Source organism: Kitasatospora sp. NPDC001527 (assembly GCF_040298605.1).
In the GTDB taxonomy this organism is placed as follows: Bacteria; Actinomycetota; Actinomycetes; order Streptomycetales; family Streptomycetaceae; genus Kitasatospora.
In genome coordinates, this window is sequence record NZ_JBEPAM010000081.1 from 1 (window position 1) to 21,942 (window position 21,942).

A 21,942-nucleotide genomic window follows, 5' to 3' on the forward strand; every position below is an offset into this window, starting at 1 on the left:
CGTGACCGGGCCGGCCGCCCGCCGCCGTCACCGCCGGTAGAGCGGCTCGCCGGGCAGCCCGGCGCTCGCCGGGAGCACCGCCAGGTCGAGACCCCGGTCCAGCCGCACCCGCAGCACCGGGTCCGCGGCCACCGCCCGTCCGACCCGCTGCGCGGCCGCCTGCATCCCGGCCTGGTCGAGCGCCGGGTCGAGGACGACCGCGAGCACCCCGTCCGAGTCCCCGGACGGCGCCAGCATCCCGGCGGTCACCTGCGGCTCGGCCGCCAGCAGCGCCCGGACCGCCTCGCGCACCTCGGGGTCGCCGGCCGGCGGCAGGTAGGGCCGGTTCTCCGCGAGCGCGCGCAGCCGGGCCCCCGACAGCTGGAACGGCACCGGCCCGGCCGGGTCCACCAGCAGGGTGTCCGCCCGCTCGGAGAAGGCGACCATCGCCGCCTGCGGGGCGGCGGTCGGCGCCGGACGGGCGTCGGCGCGCCAGCGCGCCAGCGACTCCAGCGAGGTGAAGGCCGGCAGCGCGCGCCGGCCGTCGGCGGCCTCCAGCACCGGGACGGCCATGTCGCTGGTCTTCTCGTGCCGGTGCCCGTGCGCGTCCACCTCGACCTCGCCGAGGATCGCCACGATCGGCACCATCAGCCGGGTGGGGGTCAGCGCCGCGAGCACCTCCGGCTCGGCCGCGCGGTCCTGCGCCCAGCGGGCGAGCGCGGCGGCCAGCGCCGGATCGGCGCCGCCGTCGTCGCCGGAGAAGCCCGGGTCGGGGATGTTCTTGCCGACGAACGCCGGGTTGGAGAAGTCTTTGCGGTCCACCCGGCCGACCCTATGCCACCACCCCCTTCCGTCCCCACGGACCGAAGGTCCCCCGTCCGTCCCCTACCCGCGGGTAGGCGCGGTGTGGCAGTCTGCGCCCATGGCCACGCCCGAAGCCGCTGCCGCCGACGCCGCCCGCGCCGCGTCCGTCCCCTCGCCGGCCGCCGACCGCGCCCGGTACGACCGGGCCACCGCCCACCTGGACGGCCCGGTGGCCGTCGTCGACCTGGAGGCCTTCGACGCCAACGCCGCCGACCTGGTGCGCCGGGCCGGCGGCAAGCCGGTCCGGGTGGCGAGCAAGTCGGTGCGCTGCCGCGCCCTGCTGGAGCGGGCGCTGGCCGTGCGGGGCTTCGCCGGGGTGATGAGCTTCACCCTCGCCGAGTCGCTCTGGCTGGCCCGCGGCGGGCTGGACGACGTCCTGCTCGCCTACCCCTCCAGCGACCGGGCCGGCTTCGCCGAGCTGACCGCCGACCCCGGGCTCGCCGCCGCCGTCACCGTGGTGCTGGACGACCCCGCCCAGCTGGACCTGGTCGACGCCGCCCGGGCCGGCACCGCCGAGGTGCGGGTCGGCCTGGAGCTGGACACCTCGCTGCACCTGCTCGGCGGGCGGGTGCGGGTCGGCGCGCGCCGCTCCCCGCTGCGCACCCCCGAGGACGTGGCCGCCTTCGCCGAGCTGGTGCAGCGGCGCCGGGGCTTCCGGGTGGTCGGGCTGATGGCGTACGAGGGACACGTCGCCGGGGTCGGGGACTCCGTGCCCGGGCGCCCGGTGCGCTCCGCGCTGGTGCGGATGATGCAGACCCGGGCGCGGACCGAGCTGGCCGAGCGCCGCGCGGCCACCGTACGGCTGCTGCGCCGGGTGGCCGAGCTGGAGTTCGTCAACGGCGGCGGCACCGGCAGCGTCGAGTCGACGGTGGCCGAGCGCGCGGTGACCGAGGTGGCGGCCGGGTCCGGGCTCTACCAGCCGCAGCTGTTCGACCACTACCGGGCGTTCCGCGGCCGCCCGGCCGCGCTGTTCGGCCAGCCGGTGGTGCGCCGCCCCGGAGTGGGCGTGGTGACCGTGCTCGGCGGCGGCTACCCGGCCTCCGGCGCGGCCGGCCCGGACCGCTCCCCCGTGCCGTACCTGCCGCCGGGGCTGCGCTACGACCCGATGGAGGGCGCCGGCGAGGTGCAGACGCCGCTGCTCGGGGCGGCGGCCGACGACCTGCTGATCGGCGACCGGGTCTGGTTCCGGCACGCCAAGGCGGGGGAACTCTGCGAGCGCTTCGCCGAGTTGCACCTGGTGCGGGGGGACGCGGTGGTGGACACCGTGCCGACCTACCGGGGCGAGGGCCGGACCTTCCTCTGACCTGGGCGGTTCCGCCCTGCCGCGGACCCGGTTGCACTACCGTGGGACGCACACCGCGAACGGGACCGACAAAGGGGGAGGCCGTGGAGGCCGAGATCGCACAGCTGGTGACCACGGGCGCCACGACGGTGGTCGGACTGATGGCCACCGAGGCCTGGACGCAGCTGCGTTCACGGCTCGCGGGCCTGCTGGGGCGCGGCCGGGACGCCGAGGAGGTGTCCGCCGAGCTGGAGGAGATCCGGGTCGAGGTGGTCCGGGCGGACGGCGACGCCGGGCTGGTCGACGACCAGGCCGCCGAGCTGCGCAACCGGATCCGCCGGCTGCTCCGCCAGGAACCCGAGGCGGCGGGCGAACTGCGCGCCCTGCTGGAGGAGTTCACGCCGCGACAGCCGCAGTCTGTCGTGATCACCCACACCGTCAACACGATCGACCACGGGACGGTGCACGGCACCGTCATCATGACCGGGCCTGTCCACGGAGGATCCATCGGAGAGCACCCCGCCCCTCCCAGGAACTGATCCACCCCCGGGGAACCTTGGCCGGACCTTAAGAGGGCCCGATGGGATGCCTAACCCAGGCGTCCCGTCGGGCCTTTGCGCTGCTCGGAGGCCTACTTTCCGTCAAAAAGTGGCCCAGAACGCGCTATTGCCAGCTGGTCTAGTCCAATCATACGCTCAGCCCAGGGGTCGCGCGCCGGGTCGGCCGTCCCCTCGGGCAGACGTGCCCGGCAGTCCCCCACAGCTTCGACCCGGTTCACGGTCAAGGAGTCCCCACCCCATGTCCATCAAGCGAACCGCCATGTCCGTCGGCGTCATCGGCGCCGCCTTCCTCTCCGTCACCTCCGTCGGCATCGGCACCGCCGGCGCCCACGGCACCGTCACCAACCCGGTCAGCCGGGTCGCGGCCTGCTACGCGGAAGGCCCGGAGACCCCCAAGTCGCAGCTCTGCAAGGACGTCGTCGCGCTCGGCGGCACCCAGCCGCTGTACGACTGGAACGAGGTCAACCTCGCCAGCGTGGCCGGCAACCACCAGGCGCAGATCCCGGACGGCAAGCTCTGCTCCGCCGGCCGCGACAAGTACAAGGCGCTGGACCTGCCGCGTGCCGACTGGCCGGCCACCGCGGTCGCGGCCGGCAAGATCGACTTCAAGTTCCGGGTCACCGCCGCCCACCAGGGCAACCAGACCATCTACATCACCAAGCAGAGCTGGGACCCGACCCAGCCGCTGAAGTGGTCCGACCTCGACGCGGTCCCGGTCGCGCAGGTGCCCACCTCCCGCACGTCCGACAACGGCTACTACAACTACAGCGGCACCCTGCCGCAGCGCACCGGCCGTCAGCTGCTCTACATGGTCTGGCAGCGCACCGACAGCCCCGAGGCGTTCTACAGCTGCTCCGACGTCGACTTCGGCAAGGGCGCCACCACCGCCGGCGCCGTGTCGGCGCTCGCCGCGCAGGCCCCGGCCGCGCCCAGCGAGGAGCAGATCGCCGCCGGCCAGTCCAAGTCCACCGTCGCCCACCACGGGCACGGCGGCAACGCCGAGGAGCCCGCCGGCAAGGTCGTCGCGGCCGACAGCGCGGCGGTGGGTGGCGGCTCCGCCACCGGCCCGCTGCTGCTGACCGGTGCCGCCGCGATCGGCGTCGGCTGGGCCGGCATGGTGCTCCGGCGCCGTCGGGTCGAGGCTGTGCGACACGACGGCTGACCGCCGGAAGCCGGGGCCGGGCCGTCCCACCCCCCGTTCGGCCCCGCCCCGGCCGATCCGTCGCAGCTGAGGACGGCGGCGGCCCGCCCGGAGTGTTCCGGGCGGGCCGCCGCCGTGCGTGAGCCGAACGGCCTCCCGTCAGGTGTTCGCGGTGCCGCTGCCGTTGCCGTTCGGGCCGCCAGGGAAGGCCGGCAGCCTGCCGCTGTAGTCGTCGATGCCCTTGACGATGGTGTCCATCACCGCGACGTCCGGCGCCTTGGCCGCGATGTCGAAGCCCAGGTGCACCGAGACCAGCGACTTGCCGTCGGCGGACGGGAAGACCACCGTCTGCACGTAGCCGTCGTTGCCCTTGGCCGCGTCCACCTTCCAGCGGACCAGGTAGCCGTCGCGGCCGTCCACCTTGACCGCCTCGGACTTCAGCTCCTCGTGCGAGACGATCTCGTTGTAGGAGTCCTTGGCGGCCTTCTCGATGTCGGCCTTGGCCGCCGCCTGCGCGTCGGTGCCGCCGCCCTCGATCCGGCCGGTGTTGGCGCCGCCGAGCGAGCAGCTGCCGCCGCCCTCGCACTCGTAGGAGCCGACGGAGAGCGCGGCGTAGCCGTCGCGGGTGGTGCCGCCCTCCCAGCCGGAGGGGACCGGCAGGACCAGCCGGTTCACCATGTCGACGGCCTTGTCGCTGCCGGGGACGGCCCCCTTGCCGTTGCCGTCGCCCTTGCCCTGGCCGCCGTTGCCGCCGTTACCACCGGGGCCGTCGCCGCCATTGCCGCCGTTGCCGCCCGGGCCGTTGCCGCCGGGGCCGCCGAAGCCCGGCAGGCCGAACCAGCCGCCGTCGCCCTCCGGCCGGACGGTGTCGCCCGAGTGCGCGGTGCGGTTCCGCTCGTCGTGGTCGTCCATCGCCAGGTAGGTGACGCCCGAGCCGACGCCCAGGCCGAGCACGGCCGCCACCGCCGCCGCGATCACCACCGCGGACGGCCTGCGCCGCCGCTTCGGGGCCGGCGGCACCGGCGAACCGTAGGCGGTGCCGAAGGGCGGCGGCTCCGGGAAGCGGGCCGACGGCCCGCCCTCCAGCACCTCCCCCTCCAGCACCCGGGGGCCGGCGGCCTCGTCCGGCCCCGGAGCACCGGCGGCCGGGGCCTGCGCCGGCGGTGCGTCCGAGGGTGCGGGCCGGGTGTCGGCCGTCCACCCCTTGCCGTCCCACCAGCGCTGCGGTCTCGGGTCGCTGGTGATGTCCTTCGGATCCGGGTACCACCCGGCGGGGATCTGCTCACTCACGACAAAGAATCTAAGGGCAGCCGGATAAGCGCGAAATCAGCTGGACCCCGGATTCCCGGCCTTTTCGATGAGATTACGGTGAGAAGGCGCGGCCGGGCCCCTCGGGCGCGCTACAGCGGGGTCACATAGGCCCCGGCGATGCCGCCGTCGACCAGGAACTCGCTCGCGGTGATGAAGGAGGAGTCGTCGCTGGCGAGGAAGGCCACCGCGGCGGCGATCTCCTCCGGACGGGCGAAGCGGCCGAGCGGGATGTGCACCAGCCGGCGGGCCGCGCGTTCCGGGTCCTTGGCGAACAGCTCGCGCAGCAGCGGGGTGTCCACCGGCCCCGGCGACAGCGCGTTGACCCGGATGCCCTCCCGGGCGAACTGCACGCCCAGCTCGCGGGACATCGCCAGCACGCCGCCCTTGGAGGCGGTGTAGGAGATCTGCGAGGTGGCGGCGCCCATCCGGGCGACGAAGCTCGCGGTGTTGACGATCGAGCCGCGCCCGTGGCGGCGCATGTACGGCAGCGCCGCCTTGCAGCAGAGGTAGACCGAGGTCAGGTTGACCTCCTGGACCCTGCGCCAGGCGTCCAGCTCGGTGGTGAGGATGGAGTCGTCCTCCGGCGGCGAGATGCCGGCGTTGTTGAAGGCGACGTCCACGCTGCCGAAGGTCTCGTAGGCCTCGTCGAAGAGCGCCTCGACCATCGCCGGGTCGGTGACGTCGGTGTGCACGAACAGGCCGCCGACCTCCTCGGCGGCCGCCTTGCCGGTGGTCTCGTCGATGTCGGCGCAGACCACCTTCGCGCCCTCGGCGGCCAGCCGGCGGGCCGAGGCCAGGCCGATCCCGCTGCCCGCGCCGGTGATCACGGCCGTCCGGCCGACCAGCCGGCGGCAGACCGGCGCCGGGGGCTGCGCGGCCTTCTCGGACTTCTCGGACGCGCGGGGGTGGTGGGACTGGTGGGTCACCGGGTGCTCCTACTCCTCGGTCCGGATGAAGACGTTCTTGGTCTCGGTGAAGTGCGCCAGCGCCTCCGGCCCCAGCTCGCGGCCGACCCCGGACTCGCCGAAGCCGCCGAACGGCGTCCAGTACCGCACCGAGGCGTGCGAGTTGACCGACAGGTTGCCCGCCGCGACGCCCCGGGCCAGGCGCAGCGCCCGGCCCAGGTCGCGGGTCCAGATCGAGCCGGACAGGCCGTAGCGGGTGGCGTTGGCGAGCCGCAGCGCGTCCGCCTCGTCGGTGAACGGCAGGACGACCGCGACCGGGCCGAAGATCTCCTCGGTGACCGCCGGGACGTCCGCCGAGGTGGGCGCCAGCACCGTCGGCGGGTACCAGTGGCCCGGCCCGTCCGGCACCGCGCCGCGGGCCAGCACGGGCAGTTCGGGCGTCACGAACGACGCCACCCGGCGGACCTGCGCGGCCGAGATCAGCGGGCCGAGGTCGGTCCGCGGGTCGGCCGGGTCGCCGGTGCGGATCCGCTCGACGGCGGGCAGCAGCAGCGCCAGGAAGTCGTCCCAGGCCTCGCGCTGGACCAGGATCCGGCTGCGGGCGCAGCAGTCCTGGCCGCTGTTGTCGAGGAAGGACATCGGGTCCGCGGCGCCTTCGAGGTCGGCGTCGGCGAAGACGATGTTGGGGCTCTTGCCGCCGAGTTCGAGGGTGACCCGCTTGGCCCGGGCCGCGCAGCGGGCGGCGACCTCCTTGCCGACCACGGTCGACCCGGTGAAGACGATCTCGCGCACCGCCGGGTGGTCGACCAGGGCCCGGCCGGTCACCGGACCGGCGCCCGGCACCACCTGGAACAGGCCCTCCGGAAGCCCTGCGGCGAGGGCGAGTTCGGCCAGTCGCAGCGCGGTGAGCGGGGTGGCCTCGGCGGGTTTGAGCAGGACGGCGTTGCCGGCGGCCAGCGCGGGGGCGAAGCCCCAGGCGGCGATCGGCATCGGGAAGTTCCACGGCGCGATCACCCCGACCACGCCGACCGGCTCGTGGAAGGTGACGTCCAGCCCTCCGGCGACCGGGATCTGCCGCCCGGTCAGTCGCTCCACGCCGCCGGCCGCGTACTCCAGCAGGTCGCGGACGTTGCCCGCCTCCCAGGTGGCGTTGCCGATGGTGTGGCCGGCCTCGGCGACCTCCAGCGCGGCGAGTTCGGGGACGTGCACCTCCACCTGGTCGGCGAAGCGGCGCAGCAGCCGGGCCCGTTCGCCGGGGGCGAGGGCGGCCCAGCCGCGCTGCGCCTCGACGGCGCGCCGCACGGCGGCGTCCAGCTGCCCGGGGGTGGTGTCGGGGACGGTGCCGAGGGCCTCACCGGTGGCGGGGTTGTGCAGGGTGCGGGCGGCGGGGTGCGCCTGGGCGAGGGTGGTGGTCGTGTCGATGGTGCTCACATCCGCTCGAAGGATCGGTAGCGCTCCCAGTCGGTGATCGCGCTGTCGTAGGCGGCCTGTTCGACCCGGGCCATGTGCAGGTAGTGCTCGACGACGTCGTCCCCGAAGGCGGCGCGGGCGAGTTCGCTCGCGCCCCACAGGTCGGCGGCCTCGCGCAGCGAGCCGGGCACCCGGGCGTAGTCGTCGGCGGCGTAGGCGTTGCCGAGGCAGGGGACGGGCAGGTCCAGCTTCTGCTGGATGCCGTGCAGTCCGGCGGCGATCATGCCGGCCACCGCCAGGTACGGGTTGACGTCGCCGCCGGGCACCCGGTTCTCCATCCGCAGCCCGGCGCCGTTGCCGACCACCCGGTAGGCGCAGGTCCGGTTGTCCCGGCCCCAGGCGACGGCGGTCGGGGCGAAGGAGCCGGGGCGGTAGCGCTTGTAGGAGTTGATGTTCGGCGCGTAGAGCAGGGTGAACTCGCGCAGCGCGGCCAGCTGTCCGGCCAGGAAGTGCCGCATGGTGTCGGTCATCCGGCCGTCCGCGGCGGCGAACGCCGGGGCGCCGACGGCGTCGCGCAGTGACAGGTGGATGTGGCAGCTGTTGCCCTCGCGCTGGTCGTACTTGGCCATGAAGGTGAGCGCGCAGCCGAGTTGGGCGGCGATCTCCTTGGCGCCGGTCTTGTAGACGCTGTGCTGGTCGCAGGTGGTGAGCGCGTCGGTGTAGCGGAAGGCGATCTCGTGCTGGCCGAGGTTGCACTCGCCCTTGGCGGACTCCACGACCAGGCCGGCGCCGGCCATCTCGGTGCGGATCCGGGAGAGCAGCGGTTCGACCCGGGCGGTGCCGAGCAGCGAGTAGTCGATGTTGTAGAGGCTGGCCGGGGTCAGGCCCCGGTAGCCGCCCTGCCAGGCCTGTTCGTAGGTGTCGCGGAAGACCAGGAACTCCAGTTCGGTGCCGATGTCGGCGGCCAGGCCGTGCTCGGCCAGCCGGGCGATCTGGCGCCGCAGCAGCTGGCGGGGCGCGGCGGCCACCGGGTGGCCGCCGCGGCCGGCCAGGTCGGCGGTGACCTGGGCGGTGCCGGGCTGCCAGGGGGTCAGGCGCAGGGTGGACAGGTCGGGGCGCATGGCGAAGTCGCCGTAGCCGGTCTCCCAGGAGGAGAGCGCGTAGCCGTCCACGGTGTTCAGCTCGACGTCGACGGCGAGCAGGTACTCGCAGGCCTCGGCGCCGTGCTCGGCGACCTCGTCCAGGAAGAAGCGGGCGGCGAAGCGCTTGCCCTGGAGGCGGCCCTGCATGTCGGTGAAGGCGAGGGCGACGGTGTGGACCTCGCCGGCGTCGACCAGGGTGCGCAGTTCGTCCAGGGTCAGCGGGGCGCGGCGCGGCGGGGTGCCGGAGGCACCGGGTGTGCCGGGGGTGGCGCCGGCTGTGGCCCCGGCGCCGCTGGGCGCGGTGGTGCGGTCGGACATGGCGGTCGCCCTCCTCCTCGATCACGCAGCGAGACCAAGCGGTCACAGCGAACCGTACGGCCTGTCGCGGAGGGCACGGAAGAGGGCGGGCGGGTGTGGCGCGCCGAGGTGCGAGGTTGACGAGGGATCGGGCGGTGCGGGAGGAGAATGCGCGCCATGGATCGCAGGCCTATTGTCGGCGTCAGCACCTATCTGGTGGACGCGAGTTGGAGCGACTGGCGGGATCGTCGGGTGGCCCTGGTGCCCGAGCGGTACACCGCGTACGTCCAGGATTCGGGCGGGATCGCGGTGCTGCTGCCGCCGGACGCCCCCGAGCGCGCGCCGGAGGTGCTGGCCCGGCTCGACGCCCTCGTCATCGCGGGCGGGCCGGACATCGACCCGGCCTACTACGGGCAGCCGCCGCACCCGCTGAGCGACATCGACGCGGTGGAGCGGGACGTCTGGGAGAGCGCGCTGCTGCGCTCGGCGCTGGCGGCCGGGATGCCGCTGCTGGGGATCTGCCGGGGCATGCAGGTGCTCAACGTGGTGTGCGGTGGCACCCTGATCCAGCACCTGCCGGACGTCGTCGAGGCGGACATGCACGGCGGCTCGCCCGGCCGGTACGCCAGGCACCTGGTGCGGCCGGTGCCGGGCACGCTGCTGGGCGGGCTGCTGCCGGAGCCGGAGCTGACCGTGCCGACCTTCCACCACCAGGCGGTGGACCGGCTGGGGACGGGGCTGCGGGTGAGCGCGCACGCGCCGGACGGGACGGTGGAGGCGGTGGAGGGGCCCGGGTTCACGCTCGGGGTGCAGTGGCATCCGGAGCAGGGTGACGACCTGCGGGTGATGCAGGCGCTGGTGCGGGCGGCGACGGCGGCGCGGTCGGTGCAGTTGGAGCCGGTGGAGGTGGGGTAGCCCGTCCCCGGGGACCGCTCAGGACAGCGGCAGCCCGGTGGCCGCGGCGATCACCCCCGCCGCGCCGGCGGCCAGCAGGGCGGGCACCACCCCGCGCCGCGCGCCGACCAGCCAGAGCAGCGCGCAGCCCAGCACGGCCCACTGCCAGCCGTGGCCGAGCGCGGCGGCGAGCGGCAGCGCCGAACCCGCGATGGCGCCGATCACCGCCGGGCCGGCGCCGGTGAGGAAGTCCTGCACCCGCCGGTCGGCGCGCAGCCGGTCGAAGTGCCGGGCGCCGAGGATCACGAGGAGGAAGGACGGCGCGAAGGCGACCGCCGCGGCGAGCAGCCCGCCGGCGATCCCGGCGGCCGCGTAGCCGACCACGGCGACGGTCTGCACGACCGGGCCGGGGGTGACCTGGCCGAGGGCGACGGCGTTGAGGAACTGTCCGTCGGTCATCCAGTGGTAGCGGTCGACGGCGTCGTCCTGCATCAGCGGGATGATCACGAACCCTCCGCCGTAGGAGAGCGCGCCCACCTTGAACGCCGTCCAGGCCACCGCGCCGAGCCCGCCGAGCGCGGGCAGTGCGACGGCGAGCGGCAGCGGGCCGCCGGGGGTGCGGCGGGGGCGTTCGAGGCCCGCTCCCCCGGGCTGCCTGCGGACGGCGATCTCGGTCAGCCCGGAGGCGATCAGCACCAGGACCAGCCAGGGGCCGGTCAGCACGGCCGCCAGCGCGCCGGCGAGCGCGTACCCGCCCCAGCGGACGCGGGCGGCGCGGGCCCGCCCGGCCCGGGTGAAGCTCGCGGGGAGCAGCGAGGTGGCCGCCTGCACGGCGACCGCCGGGACGGCCGCGCCCGCGCCGGCGGCCGCGCCGAGCACCCACGGCGGCGGGTCGCCGGCCAGGAACAGCACCGCGAGGGCGAGGATCAGCGCGAGCCCGGGCGCGATGAAGCAGGCTCCGCCGACCAGCGCGCCCGCGGTGCCGCGCAGCCGCCAGGCGGTGAGGATCGCGAGCTGGGTGGAGGCCGGTCCGGGCAGCAGGTTGGTCGCCGCGATGCCGTCCTCGAACTCCTCCGGCGAGAGCCACTTGCGCCGCTCCACGCAGAGCCGGCGCAGCAGCAGGATGTGCGCGGGCGGCCCGCCGAAGCCGGTGATGCCGATCCGGCCCCACTCGCGGGCGATCGTGCCCAGACTCACCCGTCCGGTCGCTTCCATGCGTGTCTCCCCTGTTCAGCGGCGGCGCGACAATACCGGACGGGGGTTACGGCTCGGCAATGACAACGGTCTCCAGTGCAGCCTTTGGATCTTCGTTGGATCTGCGGTTCACTTCGAGTGCGGGGCCGCCACACGGCCCGCCCCTGACCCCCGTGTCTTCATGCGTTCCAGGAGAGGACTTCGATGGCCGGCGAACACCCCCACCATGATCATGGGCATGACCACAAGCACGCCCACGGCGGCTCCGGTGGCCACGGCGGCCACTCGCACGGCGTCTCCGCCGACGCCGACCGCCGCTGGCTGGTGAGCGCGCTCGCGCTGATCGTGGTGTTCATGGCCGGCGAGGTGGTGGTCGGCTTCGCGGCCCAGTCGCTGGCGCTGATCTCGGACGCCGCGCACATGCTCACCGACGCCGCCTCGATCGTCCTCGCGCTGATCGCCATGCGGCTGTCCGCCCGCCCGGCGCGCGGCGGCTACACCTACGGCCTCAAGCGCGCCGAGATCCTCTCCGCGCAGGCCAACGGCGTGACGCTGCTGGTGCTCTCGGCCTGGCTCGGCTACGAGGCGATCAGCCGGCTGTTCGAGCCGCCGGAGGTCACCGGGTCGCTGGTGCTGGTGACCGCGCTGGTCGGTGTGGTCGTCAACCTCGCCGCCACCTGGTGCATGTCCAAGGCCAACCGCAGCTCGCTGAACGTCGAGGGCGCCTTCCAGCACGTCCTCACCGACCTCTACGCGTTCATCGCCACCGCCGTGGCCGGTGTGGTGATGGTGACCACCGGCTTCGCCCGGGCCGACTCGATCGCCTCCCTCGTCGTGGTCGCGCTGATGCTGAAGGCGGGCATCGGCCTGGTCCGCGACTCCGGGCGGATCTTCCTGGAGGCCGCGCCCGCCGGCGTCGACCCGGACGCGGTGGCCGACCGGCTGGTCGCCCAGCCGCTGGTCGAGGAGATCCACGACCTGCACATCTGGGAGATCACCTCCGGGCAGCCCGCGCTCTCCGCGCACATCCTGGTCACCCCGGGCGGCGACTGCCACGCGGTGCGGCGCGGGCTCCAGCGCCGGCTGGCCGAGGAGTACGGCATCACCCACAGCACCCTCCAGGTCGACCACGTCGGCGAGGACGAGGCCGGCGCGCTGCTGCAGATCGCCACGCCCGGCGACCTCACCCCCGAGCACTGCGCCGACGCCCACGGCCCCGTCCACCGCGCCGGGCCGCACGAGCACTGAGGGCCCGGCGTGTCCGCCCGGTACGGCATGATCGGAGGCGTGACCGCACCCCGCCTGATGCTGCTCGACTCCGCCAGTCTCTACTTCCGGGCCTACTTCGGCGTACCGGACACCCTGCGCTCGCCGCAGGGCGAGCCGGTCAACGCCGTCCGGGGCCTGCTGGACTTCATCGCCCGGCTGGTCCACGACCACCGGCCCGACCAGTTGGTCGCCTGCATGGACGCCGACTGGCGCCCCCAGTGGCGGGTGGACCTCATCCCCTCGTACAAGACCCACCGGGTCGCCGAGGCCGCCACCGACGGCGAGGAGGAGGTGCCGGACACCCTCGCCCCGCAGGTCCCGGTGATCGAGCAGGTGCTGGACGCGCTCGGCATCGCCCGGATCGGCTCCCCCGGCTACGAGGCGGACGACGTGATCGGCACGCTGACCGCGGGCGCCACCGGGCCGGTGCAGATCGTCACCGGCGACCGCGACCTGTTCCAGCTGGTCGACGACGCCCGCGCGATCACCGTGCTCTACCCCGTCAAGGGCATGGGCAACCTCCAGGTCACCGACGACGCGCTGCTGCGCGAGAAGTACGGCGTGAGCGGCGCCCAGTACGCCGACCTGGCCGCCCTGCGCGGCGACCCGAGCGACGGCCTGCCCGGCGTCAAGGGCATCGGCGAGAAGACGGCGGCCCAGCTGATCCACGAGTACGGCGACCTGGCCGGCATCCGCACCGCCGCCCAGGACATCGGCTCCGCGCTCACCCCCGCCCGGCGCCGCAACATCCTGGAGGCCTCGGCCTACCTGGACGTCGCGCCCACCGTGGTCCGGGTCGCCACCGACGCCCCGCTGCCCGACTTCGACCCCGCCCTGCCGGGCGAGCCGCTGGACCCGATGACCCTGGAGTCCCTCTCCGCCCGCTGGAACCTCGGCACCTCCCTGGACCGCGTCCTGGAGGCGCTCACCGCCCGCTGACACCACCCGCCCCCGGGGCCCGTCGCACACCACGCGACGGGCCCTCTTTGCTTTGCGTGGCCATGAGCTCTTGACCGCAATCTACTTTGCGATGCAAAGTAGAGCCACTGACACGACGTCACCAGGGGTGGACCATGGACACACTGCACCGGGGCGACCCGGCCGAACTGCTCGCCGCCACCGAGGGGTTGCGCGCCCGGGCCCGTATCCGCCTGCGCGGCTCGGGCGTCCCGCTGCTCGCCTTCGGGCTGCTGGCCCTGGCGGCGGTGCCGATCGCCCGGGAGGCCTACAACTTCCCGCCCGACGGACGCAGCATCACCTCGTATCCGTACTTCGCCTACTCGGAGCACATCGGCCTCTGCGTGCAGCACTCGCTCGACGGGCCGTGCCTGGAGGGCGAGTTCGACGGGGCCATCGCGCGCTTCGTCGGCTGGGGCGTCTGGTACGCCCTCCTCCCGCTGGCCTGGTTCGCCCTCGCCCGCTGGTACCGGAGGCGCGGGGAGACCCGCGGCATCGTCCCGCACCGCGGCGCCTGGCTCGCCACCGCGGCCGGCGCCGGCGTCCTGGTCGCCGCCGTCCCGCTCGTCCTCCTGCTGTTCGCCCGCCGGGTGCCGGACGGCCTCTCCTTCCTCGCGAACGACTACGCCTCGCCCTGGTACGTGGTCGGCATCGGCCTGCTCGTCCTCGGCCTCGCCGAGCGCAACCGGCTGGTCGCCGCCACCGGGCTCGTCCACACCGCGCTGCTCACCGCCTACCTCACGGGCCTCTGGGGCAGCGGCTGGCTGCCGTGGCTCGACCACTTCGACGGCTCCTGGGCCGACGGCCCCCGGCCGAAGGCCCTGCTGCTCGCCGTGGTCCTGCTCGCCACCGGACTGACCCAGTGGACCGCCGAGCGCCGCGCGTCCGCCGCATCCCGTACGGTCACCCCATGAGCGTCGCGGACGGCACCGAGGAGCAGCACCCGACCCTGGCCCTGGACGACACCGTCCACCAGCGGGTCCGGCTGGGCATCCTGGCCATCGCCCGCGAAGCCGAGAGCGTCGATTTCGCCTTCCTCAAGCAGGAATTGGGGCTCACCGACGGCAACCTCTCGCGCCACCTGAAGGTCCTGGAGGACTCCGGCCTGGTGGCGGTGAACAAGGGCTACGCCGGCCGCCGGCCCCGCACCTGGGTCACCCTCACCCCCGCCGGCGCCCAGGCCCTCGACCACGAGCTGCGCGCCCTGCGCGCCCTCGTCCACCGGCTCGAAGCCGCCGCCCCGCAGGAGTAGGACGCCGGACCCGCCGGCCACCCGCTCCCGGCGGCCCGGGTTCCCGGCCGTCACCGCCGTGCGCGGACCCCGGGGGCCGGGCGTCGCGGAAGGCGACGCCCGGCGGGAGGGTCAGCCGACGGAGGAGTAAGCGATGATGCCGCGGCGCAGGCCGTCGACGGCCTTGCGGGCGGTCTTGCGCAGGTCGGCGTCCTCGCCGGCGGCGTCCTGGATCTGGCCGAGGACGTCGATCAGCTGCTTCGTCCAGCGCACGAAGTCGCCGGCCGGCATGTCGGCGTCGCGCAGGACCTGGTCCAGCGAGTGGCCGAGCGCCCAGCGGTAGGCGGCCCAGGCGAAGCCCAGGTCCGGCTCGCGCTGGCCGACGCCCTCGGCGGTGTTGATCCGGTGCTGCTCCTCCAGGGCGTCGAGGTGGCCCCAGATCCGGACCATCTGGCCGAGCGCCTCCTTCGCCGCGCCCTCGGGCACCCGGGGGGCGGTGGCGTCGTCGGACTGGCGGGCCTCGTAGACCAGCGCCGAGGCGCAGGCGGCGAGTTCGGCGGCGGCGAGACCGCTCCAGACGCCCTCGCGGATGCACTCCGAGGCGAGCAGGTCGAGTTCGCCGTAGAGCCGGCCGAGCCGCTTGCCGTCCTCGGTGACGGTGTCGCCGCTGAGGTAGCCGAGGTCGGTGAGCAGGCCGCAGACCCGGTCGAAGGTGCGGGCGATGGTGTGCGTGCGGGAGCGCATCTTGCGTTCCAGCAGCTCGGTGTCGCGGTGCAGCCGGTGGTAGCGCTCGGACCAGCGGGCGTGGTCCTCGCGCTGGTCGCAGCCGTGGCACGGGTGCTGGCGCAGGGCGGTGCGCAGCCGGCTGATCTCGGGGTCGTCGGCGGCGGCCGCGCGCCCGCGCCGGAACCGCTCGGGCTCCAGGTGGCCGGCCTTGGTGCGCAGCGCGGAGGCGAGGTCGCGCCGGGACTGCGGGCTGCGCGGGTTGAAGGACTTGGGGATGCGCAGCCGCTCGATCGCGGCGACGGGGTGCGGGAAGTCGATCATCGCGAGCCGCTTGACCTGCCGCTCGGCGGTGAGCACCACGGGACGCGGCCCGTCCTGGTAGTCGGGGTGGCGCGGGCCGCCGCGCGGCGAGCGGTTGACCGGCGGCAGACCGGGGTCGAGGACGAGGGCGAGGCCGGCGAACTTGCCGGTCGGCACGTGGATGACGTCGCCGGGCCGGAGCTGCTCGATGGACTCGACGGCGGCGGCGCGGCGCTGGCTGCTGCCCTCGCGGGCGAGGTCGTTCTCCCGGTCCTTGAGCTGCCGGCGCAGCGCCATGTACTCCTCGAAGTCGCCGAGGTGGCAGGTCATGGACTCGCGGTAACCCTCCAGGCCCTCCTCGTTGCGCTGGACCTGGCGGGCGATGCCGACCACCGAGCGGTCGGCCTGGAACTGCGCGAAGGAGGTCTCCAGCAGTTCGCGCGAGCGGTGCCGGCCGAACTGGGAGACCAGGTTGACGGCCATGTTGTAGGACGGCCGGAACGAGGACTTGAGCGGGTAGGTGCGGGTACCGGCGAGGCCGGCCAGCGCCTCCGGGTCGAGGCCGCGCTGCCACAGGACCACGGCGTGGCCCTCGATGTCGATGCCGCGCCGTCCGGCCCGGCCGGTGAGCTGGGTGTACTCGCCGGGGGTGATGTCGGCGTGGGTCTCGCCGTTCCACTTGACGAGCTTCTCCATGACGACGGAGCGCGCCGGCATGTTGATGCCCAGGGCCAGGGTCTCGGTCGCGAAGACGGCCTTGACGAGACCCTTCACGAACAGCTCCTCGACGACCTCCTTGAACCGCGGCAGCATGCCGGCGTGGTGGGCGGCGATGCCGCGCTCCAGGCCGTCCAGCCACTCGAAGTAGCCGAGGACGTGCAGGTCCTCGTCGGGGATGTCGGCGCAGCGCTCCTCGACGAGGGCGCGGACCTGGGCGCGGTCGGCGTCCTTGTTGAGACGCAGGCCGGAGGAGAGGCACTGCTGGACGGCGGCCTCGCAGCCGGCCCGGCTGAAGATGAAGGTGATGGCGGGCAGCAGGCCCTCGGCGTCGAGCCGGTCGATGACGTCGACCCGGCCCGGGGTCCAGACCTTGCCGGGGCGGCCGTTGGGCATGGAGCGGCCGCGCCCGCGCCCGAAGCGGTCGCGCGGGTTGCGGTCGAGCTCGCCGCGGGCGAGGCGGACCAGCTCGGGGTTGACCGCCTTGCCGGGGTTGCGCAGGCTGCCCTTGGGGCGGCCGTCGCGGTCCGGGCTGGCGAACAGGTCGTACATCCGGTTGCCGGCCATCACGTGCTGCCAGAGCGGGACGGGCCGGTGCTCGGAGACGATGACCCGGGTGCCGCCGCGGACGGTGTCCAGCCAGTCGCCGAACTCCTCGGCGTTGGAGACGGTCGCGGAGAGCGAGACCAGCGTGACGGACCCGGGGAGGTGGATGATGACCTCCTCCCAGACGGCGCCGCGGAAGCGGTCGGCGAGGTAGTGGACCTCGTCCATGACCACGTAGCCGAGGCCGTCGAGGGTGCTGGAGCCCGCGTAGAGCATGTTGCGGAGCACCTCGGTGGTCATCACCACGACCGGGGCGTCGCCGTTGACGGTGTTGTCGCCGGTGAGCAGGCCGACCTTGGCGGCGCCGTAGCGCCGGACGAGGTCCCCGTACTTCTGGTTGGAGAGCGCCTTGATCGGCGTGGTGTAGAAGCACTTGCGCCCGCCCTGGAGGGCGAGGTGGACGGCGAACTCGCCGACGATGGTCTTGCCGGAGCCGGTGGGCGCGGCGACCAGGACGCCCTCGCCGGCCTCCAGGGCGCGGCAGGCCTCCAGCTGGAAGTCGTCCAGCGGGAAGTCGTAGAGCTGCTGGAAGCCGAACAGGGCGGTGGCCTGTTCCCTGGCCCGGCGGCGGGAGGCGGCGAAGGCCTCGGCCGGGCTGAGCTCCTGCTCGTCGGTGGGCTCCCGGCCGTCGGAGGGCTCGCGCTCAGGGGTGTTCATCGCCGTCCGGGGGTCGCGGGGGTCGTTGGTGTGATCTCGCATCTCAGCGAGAGGTTACCCGGCGGGGCTGACATCGATAGCACCGTTTTTCCCGGGCAAGGGATCGCTTCTCTCTCACATCCATAGTTGCAAATGTCTTCAAGCGGTCACCCGGCGACCAGCTTCGGACGACTCCGGTCATCCGCGGTGACACGCCGTGCGGCCTGCCTACATTCGGTGCCACATCCCGGTGACACCCACCGGGCCCACGGGAGGAGCGCACGATGGCGAACCTGGAGACCTCGCTCAAGGAGGCCATGGCGATCGAGGGCGCGATCGGCGTCGCCCTGGTCGACTACGGCAGCGGCATGGCCCTCGGCACCCTCGGTGACGGCGGAGAACTGGACCTCAACGTCGCCGCCGCGGGCAACACCGACGTGGTGCGGGCCAAGATGCGGGCGATGGAGCACCTCAACCTGCTCGACAACGAGATCGAGGACATCCTGGTCAGCCTGACCAGCCAGTACCACCTGCTCCGGCCGCTGACCACGCAGGGCGGCCGCGGCCTGTTCCTGTTCCTCGCGCTCAACCGGGGCCGCGCCAACCTGGCGATGGCCCGCCACCAGCTGAAGCGGATCGAGACGGCGCTGGAGATCTGACGGCCGGAAACGCACCGGCGAGGGGAACAGGGAGGGAGCGCCGTGGCGATCGCGCTGTACCAGGCCAAGGCCGAGTTCTTCCGGATGCTCGGCCACCCCGTCCGGATCCGGGTCCTGGAGCTGCTGCAGGCCGGACCGACGCCCGTGCGCGACCTGCTGGCGGAGCTGGAGGTCGAACCCTCCAGGCTCTCGCAGCAGCTCGCGGTGCTGCGCCGGTCCGGCATCGTCAGCGCCACCCGGGAGGGCAGCACGGTGGTGTACGCGCTGGCCGGCGGGGACGTCGCCGACCTGCTGCGGGCGGCGCGGCGGATCCTCACCGGGGTCCTCGCGGACCAGCACGTACTGCTCGCCGAGCTGCGCGCCGCCGCGGACTGAGCGGGTCGCGGCTACCCGAGCAGCCCGGCCAGCCCGTCCGCCAGTACCTCGTACTCGGGCGCCCGGTTGTACAGCTGCGCGCACACCCGCAGCACCCCGCCGCCGGGCCACGGACGCGCCACCGTGCGCACCGCGTGCCGCCGCCACATCCCGGCCATCAGCTCCTGCGCCTGCGGCAGCGTCTCGGCGACCCCGGCCGGCAGCCGCAGCGCCCGCATCGACAGGCCCGCCGAGGACGGCAGCGCCGCGAGCCCGGTGCGCTCGGCCACCAGCGCGGCGCCGTAGGCGGCGAGCCGCTCGTTGTGGCCGCGCACCAGCTCCGGCCCGAGCGCGTCCAGCAGGTCGAGTCCGGCCGGGGCGGCCAGGTAGGGCGTGTAGTCCAGGGTGCCGCGCCACTCGACGGAGGCCGGGTAGCCCTGGTGGTCCTCCCAGGAGAGGATCAGCGGACGGATCTTGCCGGCCCACTCCGGGCGCACCACCAGCACGCCGGTGGCCCGCGGGGCGAAGGCCCACTTGTGCAGGTTGCCGAACCAGAAGTCGGCCTCCTCCGGGACGGGCCCGGCCAGCATGCCGGGCTCGTGCGCGGCGTCCACCACGGTGGTCACGCCGCGGCCGCGCAGGGCGCGCAGCAGGTCCGGGGTGGCGAGGCGGCGGGCGGTCGGCGAGGTGATGCCGTCCAGGACGGCGAGCACGGTGCGGTCGGTGACCTCGGCCAGCACGGTCTCGCGCACCGCGTCGCCGTCGGGCAGGTCCAGCGGCAGCCGCACGGTGCGCAGCTCCGCACCGGCGTCCTCGGCCCGGCGCCGCACGGCCTCGGTGACGGTGCCGTAGCCGTGGTCGCTGACCAGGACGTGGTCCCCGGCGGAGAGCGGCACGTTGGCCAGGGTGACGGCGATCGCGTCGGTCACGTTGGGCACCAGGGCGAGCAGCTCGGGCTCGGTCCCGAGGGCGGCAGCGATCCGGGTCCGGGCGGCGGCGACCCGGGCGGGCAGCTCGGCGAAGAAGCCGTCGGGGTCGGCCTCCTGCTCCTCGTGCAGCCGCCGCTGGAGCCGCTGGACCGGGACGGGGACGGCGCCGAAGGAGCCGTGGTTGAGGTGGACCACCGCCGGGTCCAGCGAGAACAGCGTCTCGGTGCCGGCCAGCGGCTCGGGCGGTTCGACGCTCCGCGCGGTCTCGGTCATACTCTCCTCCTGTTACCTGGATCACGTGATGTGTGACATTTCACATGTCGCCCCACTGGTCTGAGGACGGGTCCCGCGGCGACCATCGGGCGGTGACCATCACCGACTCCTACCTCTCCCTCAGCGCCCGGACCGGCCGCTTCAGCTTCGGTGCCCCTCGAGCGGTGTCGCTCAACCAGGACGGTACCCGCCTGCTGCTCCTCCGCTCCACCGGCCCCGAGGACCCGTTCGACCGGCTGCACCTCCTCGACCTCGCCACCGGCGAGGAGCGCGAGGTCGCCGACCCGACCGCGCTCGCCCCCGGCCGCACCGGCGCGAGCGCCGACCTGCCGGCGGTCGAGCGCCGGCTGCGCGAGCGGAGCCGGCTCACCGCCGCCGGCATCGGCACCTTCGCCGCCACCCCCGACCTCGCCGTCGCCGTCTTCGTCCTGGACGGCCGGCTCTTCCGCACCGAGACCGCCACCGGCCGCAGCACCGAGATCCCCACCGCCGGCCCGGCCTTCGACCCCCGCCCGAACGCGACCGGCGAACTCGTCGCCTACGTCGCCGACGACGCCCTCTACGTCACCTCGGCCGACGTCCCCGGCCGCCAGCGGCTCAGCCCGGACGACGGCGCCCGCTGGGGCGTCGCCGAGTTCGCCGCCGCCGAGGAGCTGGGCCGCCACCGCGGCCACTGGTGGCGTCCGGACGGCGGCGCCGTGCTCGCCGCCCGGGTGGACGAGTCCGCCGTCCCGCCGCGCCACTTCGCCGACCCGGCCCACCCCGAGCAGGCCCCCGAGCGGTTCGCCTACCCGCAGGCCGGCGGCCCCAACGCCGACGTCCGGCTCTGGGTGCTCGGCCTGGACGGCAACCGGGTCGAACTCGCCTGGGACACCGCGGCCTTCCCCTACCTGTGCGCCGCCGAGTGGGCCGGCGACGACGAACTGCTGCTCACCGTCGCCGACCGGCTGCAGCAGAACATCCTGCTGCTGAGCGCCGACCCGGCCACCGGCGCCACCACCGAACTCTCCCGCACCACCGACGCGTTCTGGGTCGACGACCTGCCCGGCACCCCCGCCCGGCTGGACGACGGCCGACTGCTCACCGTCCACGACACGCCCGAGGCCCGCGGCCTGGCCCTGGACGGCAAGCCGCTGGACACCACCGGCCTGCAGATCCGCCGGGTGGTCGGCCGGCTGCGCGGCAAGCTGCTCTGCGAGACCGGCGAGGGCGACCCGTTCGACCAGCACGTCCACCTGGTCGACCCGGACGGCGGGGCCCCCGAGCGGCTCTCCGAGGGCCCCGGCGTGCACAGCGCCCTGGCCGCCGGCGACACCCTGCTGCTCACCTCGGCCGACCCGGACGGCGTGCGCCGCGAGGCCCTCACCCCGCAGGGCGTCACCGCCCTGACGGACCGTTCGGCCGCCCTGCCCTTCCGGGTCAAGCCGCGGCTGGCCCGGGTGACCGGGCGCGCCCTGCCCAGCGCCGTGGTCTACCCGCGCGGGCACGTCCCCGGCCGGCGCCTGCCCGTGCTGCTCGACGTCTACGGCGGCCCCGGCTACCAGGCGGTGGCCAACGAGCCGCGCCGCTGGCAGCTCAAGCAGTGGTGGGCCGACCAGGGCTTCGCGGTGGTCACCGTCGACAACGGCGGCACCCCGTTCGTCTCCCCGGCCTTCACCCGGACCATCTTCCGCCGCTTCTCCCAGGTGGCGCTGGACGACCAGGTGGACGCGCTGCTCGCGCTCGGCGAGGCGCACCCCGACCTCGACCTCGGCCGGGTCGGCGTGCGCGGCTGGTCGTACGGCGGCTACTTCGCGGCGATGGCCGTGCTGCGCCGCCCGGACGTCTTCCACGCCGCCTGTGCGGGCGCCCCGCCCACCGACTTCCGGCTGTACGACACCGCGTACACCGAGCGCTACCTGGACCTGCCGCAGCAGAACCCGGAGGGCTACGCGGCCGACTGCCTGGTGGACGACGCGCCGTCGCTGACCCGGCCGCTGCTGCTGATCCACGGCCTGGCCGACGACAACGTGCACCCCTCGCACACCCTGCTGCTCTCCCAGGCGCTCACCCGGGCCGGCCGCCCGCACAGCCTGCTGGCCCTGCCCGGCGTCACGCACATGACGCCGGGCGGTGTGAACGAGCAGCTGGCGCAGGCCGAACTCGCCTTCCTGCGAGCCTCCCTGGCCTGACCCGCCGGCCCCCGGCCGACCCCTCCGGGCGCCGCACGGCCCCATCCGGGCCGACGGGGGGCCCCCGGGTTGGGGGGGCGGCGGCCCAATAGTATAAGTTTTTGCGAATACAGTTTTTAATATTAAATTAGCAAC

General features: G+C 74.4%; 19 protein-coding genes. 11 read left to right on the forward strand and 8 right to left on the reverse strand.

Annotated elements, in window-relative coordinates:
• Nucleotides 1-27 precede the first annotated feature (27 nt).
• Nucleotides 28-801 (reverse strand): SseB family protein, encoded by a 774-nt coding sequence (locus ABT238_RS37040; protein ID WP_350572517.1) that lies wholly within the window; start codon nt 799-801, stop codon nt 28-30.
• Nucleotides 802-901: 100 nt separating this feature from the next.
• Between ABT238_RS37040 and ABT238_RS37045 the strand changes: the two genes are divergently transcribed.
• From ABT238_RS37045 to ABT238_RS37055, 3 genes are all read left to right on the forward strand, one after another.
• Nucleotides 902-2,146 carry an amino acid deaminase/aldolase gene (locus tag ABT238_RS37045; protein WP_350572518.1) on the forward strand — a complete coding sequence of 415 codons (1,245 nt, stop codon included), beginning with the start codon at nt 902-904 and terminating at the stop codon, nt 2,144-2,146.
• 83 nt (nt 2,147-2,229) lie between these two features.
• Nucleotides 2,230-2,664, forward strand: a complete 435-nt coding sequence (locus ABT238_RS37050) for a hypothetical protein (RefSeq protein ID WP_350806231.1) — start codon at nt 2,230-2,232, stop codon at nt 2,662-2,664.
• Between the two features lie 259 nt (nt 2,665-2,923).
• Nucleotides 2,924-3,847, forward strand: coding sequence for a lytic polysaccharide monooxygenase auxiliary activity family 9 protein (locus tag ABT238_RS37055; protein ID WP_350572520.1), 924 nt, complete (start codon nt 2,924-2,926; stop codon nt 3,845-3,847).
• A gap of 138 nt (nt 3,848-3,985) precedes the next feature.
• On the opposite strand, the gene ABT238_RS37060 is transcribed toward ABT238_RS37055, so the two are convergent.
• The 4 genes from ABT238_RS37060 to ABT238_RS37075 all read right to left on the reverse strand — a co-directional run bounded on the left by ABT238_RS37060 (nt 3,986) and on the right by ABT238_RS37075 (nt 8,912).
• Complete coding sequence (locus ABT238_RS37060) at nt 3,986-5,116, reverse strand: DUF2510 domain-containing protein (protein WP_350570824.1); 1,131 nt, start codon at nt 5,114-5,116, stop codon at nt 3,986-3,988.
• Between the two features lie 110 nt (nt 5,117-5,226).
• The gene (locus ABT238_RS37065; protein WP_350570833.1) at nt 5,227-5,982 is read right to left on the reverse strand and encodes a 3-oxoacyl-ACP reductase; all 756 of its coding nucleotides are present in this window, start codon (nt 5,980-5,982) and stop codon (nt 5,227-5,229) included.
• 90 nt (nt 5,983-6,072) lie between these two features.
• Entirely contained in the window at nt 6,073-7,464 is a 1,392-nt protein-coding gene (locus tag ABT238_RS37070) for an aldehyde dehydrogenase family protein (protein ID WP_350570831.1), read from the reverse strand.
• A gap of 5 nt (nt 7,465-7,469) precedes the next feature.
• A complete protein-coding gene (locus ABT238_RS37075) occupies nt 7,470-8,912 on the reverse strand; it encodes a glutamine synthetase family protein (protein ID WP_350570822.1) in 1,443 nt (480 codons plus the stop codon).
• Between the two features lie 156 nt (nt 8,913-9,068).
• Here ABT238_RS37075 and ABT238_RS37080 point away from each other — a divergent pair, with 156 nt between their 5' ends.
• Nucleotides 9,069-9,806 carry a gamma-glutamyl-gamma-aminobutyrate hydrolase family protein gene (locus ABT238_RS37080; RefSeq protein ID WP_350570821.1) on the forward strand — a complete coding sequence of 246 codons (738 nt, stop codon included), beginning with the start codon at nt 9,069-9,071 and terminating at the stop codon, nt 9,804-9,806.
• An 18-nt stretch (nt 9,807-9,824) separates the two neighbouring features.
• On the opposite strand, the gene chrA is transcribed toward ABT238_RS37080, so the two are convergent.
• A complete protein-coding gene (gene chrA, locus ABT238_RS37085) occupies nt 9,825-11,000 on the reverse strand; it encodes a chromate efflux transporter (protein WP_350806243.1) in 1,176 nt (391 codons plus the stop codon).
• A gap of 183 nt (nt 11,001-11,183) precedes the next feature.
• Here chrA and ABT238_RS37090 point away from each other — a divergent pair, with 183 nt between their 5' ends.
• The 4 genes from ABT238_RS37090 to ABT238_RS37105 all read left to right on the forward strand — a co-directional run bounded on the left by ABT238_RS37090 (nt 11,184) and on the right by ABT238_RS37105 (nt 14,457).
• Entirely contained in the window at nt 11,184-12,227 is a 1,044-nt protein-coding gene (locus ABT238_RS37090; protein ID WP_350806247.1) for a cation diffusion facilitator family transporter, read from the forward strand.
• 57 nt (nt 12,228-12,284) lie between these two features.
• The gene (locus ABT238_RS37095; RefSeq protein ID WP_350570830.1) at nt 12,285-13,187 is read left to right on the forward strand and encodes a 5'-3' exonuclease; all 903 of its coding nucleotides are present in this window, start codon (nt 12,285-12,287) and stop codon (nt 13,185-13,187) included.
• A gap of 134 nt (nt 13,188-13,321) precedes the next feature.
• The gene (locus ABT238_RS37100; RefSeq protein ID WP_350570815.1) at nt 13,322-14,119 is read left to right on the forward strand and encodes a hypothetical protein; all 798 of its coding nucleotides are present in this window, start codon (nt 13,322-13,324) and stop codon (nt 14,117-14,119) included.
• Nucleotides 14,116-14,457, forward strand: coding sequence for a winged helix-turn-helix domain-containing protein (locus ABT238_RS37105; protein WP_350806250.1), 342 nt, complete (start codon nt 14,116-14,118; stop codon nt 14,455-14,457). Before ABT238_RS37100 ends, ABT238_RS37105 begins: the two co-directional genes overlap by 4 nt.
• Nucleotides 14,458-14,568: 111 nt before the next feature.
• Here the strand turns inward: ABT238_RS37105 and ABT238_RS37110 are convergent, their stop codons facing one another.
• The gene (locus ABT238_RS37110) at nt 14,569-17,442 is read right to left on the reverse strand and encodes a DEAD/DEAH box helicase (RefSeq protein ID WP_350806270.1); all 2,874 of its coding nucleotides are present in this window, start codon (nt 17,440-17,442) and stop codon (nt 14,569-14,571) included.
• A gap of 263 nt (nt 17,443-17,705) precedes the next feature.
• Here ABT238_RS37110 and ABT238_RS37115 point away from each other — a divergent pair, with 263 nt between their 5' ends.
• Together ABT238_RS37115 and ABT238_RS37120 are read left to right on the forward strand one after the other, a co-directional pair.
• Nucleotides 17,706-18,080: a hypothetical protein gene (locus ABT238_RS37115; protein ID WP_344322143.1), complete on the forward strand. Its 375-nt coding sequence runs from the start codon at nt 17,706-17,708 to the stop codon at nt 18,078-18,080.
• A gap of 42 nt (nt 18,081-18,122) precedes the next feature.
• Nucleotides 18,123-18,455, forward strand: a complete 333-nt coding sequence (locus ABT238_RS37120) for an ArsR/SmtB family transcription factor (protein WP_350570812.1) — start codon at nt 18,123-18,125, stop codon at nt 18,453-18,455.
• A gap of 11 nt (nt 18,456-18,466) precedes the next feature.
• On the opposite strand, the gene ABT238_RS37125 is transcribed toward ABT238_RS37120, so the two are convergent.
• Nucleotides 18,467-19,636 carry an aminotransferase class V-fold PLP-dependent enzyme gene (locus ABT238_RS37125; RefSeq protein ID WP_350570810.1) on the reverse strand — a complete coding sequence of 390 codons (1,170 nt, stop codon included), beginning with the start codon at nt 19,634-19,636 and terminating at the stop codon, nt 18,467-18,469.
• Between the two features lie 92 nt (nt 19,637-19,728).
• Here ABT238_RS37125 and ABT238_RS37130 point away from each other — a divergent pair, with 92 nt between their 5' ends.
• Nucleotides 19,729-21,807 (forward strand): S9 family peptidase, encoded by a 2,079-nt coding sequence (locus ABT238_RS37130; RefSeq protein ID WP_350570809.1) that lies wholly within the window; start codon nt 19,729-19,731, stop codon nt 21,805-21,807.
• The last annotated feature ends 135 nt before the right edge of the window (nt 21,808-21,942 follow it).

Bases quoted from the DNA above. Each gene is read 5' to 3' on its own strand.
- ABT238_RS37045 (WP_350572518.1), top strand. From the start codon at position 902: ATGGCCACGCCCGAAGCCGCTGCCGCCGACGCCGCCCGCGCCGCGTCC.
- ABT238_RS37055 (WP_350572520.1), top strand. From the start codon at position 2,924: ATGTCCATCAAGCGAACCGCCATGTCCGTCGGCGTCATCGGCGCCGCC.
- ABT238_RS37075 (WP_350570822.1), bottom strand. From the start codon at position 8,912: ATGTCCGACCGCACCACCGCGCCCAGCGGCGCCGGGGCCACAGCCGGC.
- ABT238_RS37080 (WP_350570821.1), top strand. From the start codon at position 9,069: ATGGATCGCAGGCCTATTGTCGGCGTCAGCACCTATCTGGTGGACGCG.
- chrA (WP_350806243.1), bottom strand. From the start codon at position 11,000: ATGGAAGCGACCGGACGGGTGAGTCTGGGCACGATCGCCCGCGAGTGG.
- ABT238_RS37090 (WP_350806247.1), top strand. From the start codon at position 11,184: ATGGCCGGCGAACACCCCCACCATGATCATGGGCATGACCACAAGCAC.
- ABT238_RS37095 (WP_350570830.1), top strand. From the start codon at position 12,285: ATGCTGCTCGACTCCGCCAGTCTCTACTTCCGGGCCTACTTCGGCGTA.
- ABT238_RS37100 (WP_350570815.1), top strand. From the start codon at position 13,322: ATGGACACACTGCACCGGGGCGACCCGGCCGAACTGCTCGCCGCCACC.
- ABT238_RS37105 (WP_350806250.1), top strand. From the start codon at position 14,116: ATGAGCGTCGCGGACGGCACCGAGGAGCAGCACCCGACCCTGGCCCTG.
- ABT238_RS37110 (WP_350806270.1), bottom strand. From the start codon at position 17,442: ATGAACACCCCTGAGCGCGAGCCCTCCGACGGCCGGGAGCCCACCGAC.
- ABT238_RS37115 (WP_344322143.1), top strand. From the start codon at position 17,706: ATGGCGAACCTGGAGACCTCGCTCAAGGAGGCCATGGCGATCGAGGGC.
- ABT238_RS37125 (WP_350570810.1), bottom strand. From the start codon at position 19,636: ATGACCGAGACCGCGCGGAGCGTCGAACCGCCCGAGCCGCTGGCCGGC.